Raw genomic sequence first — 2665 nt, forward strand, 5'->3', positions numbered from 1 at the left:
CAGTACATCGATAAGCACGGTAAGCCAGTTGCGTTCTACACCGATAAACATGGTGAATTTCGCGTGAACCACGCCAGCAATGAAGACAAGAATATATTTAAACAATCACAATTCGAGTTAAGTACACCTTATGCAAACCGCCAAAACTGGTTCTCAATTTGGTTCGATAAAAGACATCCCGCAGTTCGCAACATGATTCTTCGTATTCAGCAACGGTTACCCAGCCGCAAGAATCACAGTAAACAGTGTACAATTTGCGCTTCAAACACCGCCCAATTTTATAGTTTTCAATGCAATGAGAAAAACTGTCTGATACACGTCCATATGACTCCTCAGCAAAGGATTCACCGAGAAGGCAAGCAAAGTAGAGACAAATGCGCATGAACTTAGCTGTTTTAAACTCAATAAAAGAAGAAATGGTCACATAGCAATGTGGCATTTCTAACTTGCGGCATCGTGTGACATTTTAAAATTGTTGCAACACTTGTGTCTAAATCTGGGTTCGCACTAAGAGCTGTTACGTTAAAGGCTTTGTTGCAATGTGCAATATTAAAAACAATTTGTTTTTGATACAATTAGTTACCTCGAGATCCGTTGAGCATACCAAGGGTTTAATAACTAACGGCTGGCTCCGAAATATACACACATGATAGCATCAGCTCCCCCTCAAACTAATAAGGTCCAATATGTTTAACCGTTTTAAAACTGCGTTAGGACTCGTTCTGGTCGTCGTAACTATGATTAGTGGATGTAATTCAGATAGCTCACCTGAAAACACTAGCTCCACTCTTGAGATTTACATTGATAGCGCAACCCTTCCTTCTCTTCAACATATGGTAAAAATCATCGATGAGCAGTCAGGAAATAAAAAGCTTATTAATTGGAAGCGATATCCAATTGATGACGAGCTACTTCTAGACAAGATCAACGCACTTAGCTTTTCCGATACTACGGATTTGACGCGCTATATGGAATCCATACTTCTAATAGGAGACATTAAGCGTGTAGTAATCAACGGCAACAGCTTGTCGAATTATAATATTGTTGGCGTGATGCGAAGCATTAATGCTCTAGGGTTAGATTTGGACGTAGAGATTAACTTCTACGACGACGGAAGTGCTGAATACGTCCGTTTGTATAACTTCTCTCAGCTACCTGAAGCGGAGAGAGAGCTATTGGTATCGATGTCTAAGAACAACATTCTGGCAGCGGTTAATGGCATTGGAAGCTACGATTCTGGGTCTCCAGAGAACATTTACGGCTTTGCGCAGATTTATCCTGCAACTTACCACATGCTAAGAGCTGACATTTTTGATACTGACTTAGAGATTGGACTTATCAGGGACATCCTTGGTGACAACGTTAAACAGATGAAATGGGGTCAATTCCTGGGATTTAACGAAGAGCAAAAGGAACTGTTCTACCAGTTAACCAGTTTCAATCCAGACAAGATCCAAGCTCAGTACAAAGAAAGCCCTAACAAGAACTTCGTCTTTGTTGGAACAAACAGCCGTTCAGCCACTGCTGAGCAGCAAATTAATATCATCAAGGAAGCTAAAAAGCTAGATAGTGAAATCATCCCTAACTCTATCGATGGATATGATCTTTTCTTTAAGGGTCATCCTTCTGCCACTTACAACCAACAAATCGTAGATGCTCACGATATGACGGAGATTTACAACCGAACTCCGTTTGAGGTTCTTGCTATGACTAGTTCACTGCCTGACGCCGTTGGTGGTATGGGTAGTTCTTTATTCTTCAGCCTTCCAAAGACGGTAGAAACAAAGTTCATCTTCTACAAGAGCGGCACTGACATTGAGAGTAACGCCTTAATCCAGGTAATGCTGAAGCTTGGCATTATTACCGATGAGAAAGTTAGATTCACCACTGACATCAAGTAAATCGCGTATTCGTGCGCTTAATAGTTTTAATTGGCCAGTTGGCCACACAATCAGGTTTTAAAAAATGAAAAAGACATTCGTAGCTTTCGCAGCTGTAGCGGCCCTATCAATAGTGACTAACATTGCATTCGCATCTGATATCGATAAATCAGGATTTACGGTCCTTGCAGGTATGAACGTTTCGTTCGATGACGTTAGCCAGGAATATGATCAAGCTGTTGGTTTTACTGTGGCTGGTGATTGGACGTTTAATAACGGCATCATATTGGGCGCGTCATTCTCTCCTAAGTTCATCAATGACTCTATCCAGGACATGACAACCAGTGCGGATATGTACACGGTTTACAGTGGCTACCAACTTGATAATGGCGTTCGTTTGAAAGGCGGCGTGTCAATCACGGCTTCAGAACTTTCAATTTCAAAGATTGGTTCTGCAGATGATAGCCACATTAATTTGCTTGTTGGCGGTGGGTACGAGTTCGATAACAACATCGTAATCGATGCTAACTTGGCTTCTACTGAGGTGTTTGCTCGTAATGGCTTTACTCTTCAGCTTCTAGCCGGTTACAAGTTTTAAGGTATTTAAAAAACTATCTTTCTAGCGAAACACTGCACTTTGCAAGAAGTGCAGTTTAAAATACCTACGACTTTACCGGAGTTTTTTTAATATTCTGCACCAATAAAACTGGACATTACTATCTGGGGCTTACATCTCTATGTCAGCGCAAGTTTAAGATGTCACATTCAGTGTAGAATTTGTACCT

General features: G+C 41.1%; 2 protein-coding genes. Both read left to right on the top strand.

Annotated features, from left to right (window positions below; translation table 11 throughout):
- Positions 1–686 precede the first annotated feature (686 nt).
- A complete protein-coding gene (locus AACR11_RS17335) occupies positions 687–1901 on the top strand; it encodes a hypothetical protein (RefSeq protein WP_017817635.1) in 1215 nt (404 codons plus the stop codon).
- Positions 1902–1965: 64 nt separating this feature from the next.
- Positions 1966–2478 carry an outer membrane beta-barrel protein gene (locus AACR11_RS17340; protein WP_017817636.1) on the top strand — a complete coding sequence of 171 codons (513 nt, stop codon included), beginning with the start codon at positions 1966–1968 and terminating at the stop codon, positions 2476–2478.
- Positions 2479–2665 lie beyond the last annotated feature (187 nt).

The sequence above is a fragment of the Vibrio sp. L85 genome, assembly GCF_963871815.1.
GTDB lineage: Bacteria > Pseudomonadota > Gammaproteobacteria > Enterobacterales > Vibrionaceae > Vibrio > Vibrio harveyi.

Coding starts and splice junctions, on each gene's coding strand:
- AACR11_RS17335 (WP_017817635.1), top strand. CDS start 687: ATGTTTAACCGTTTTAAAACTGCGTTAGGACTCGTTCTGGTCGTCGTA.
- AACR11_RS17340 (WP_017817636.1), top strand. CDS start 1,966: ATGAAAAAGACATTCGTAGCTTTCGCAGCTGTAGCGGCCCTATCAATA.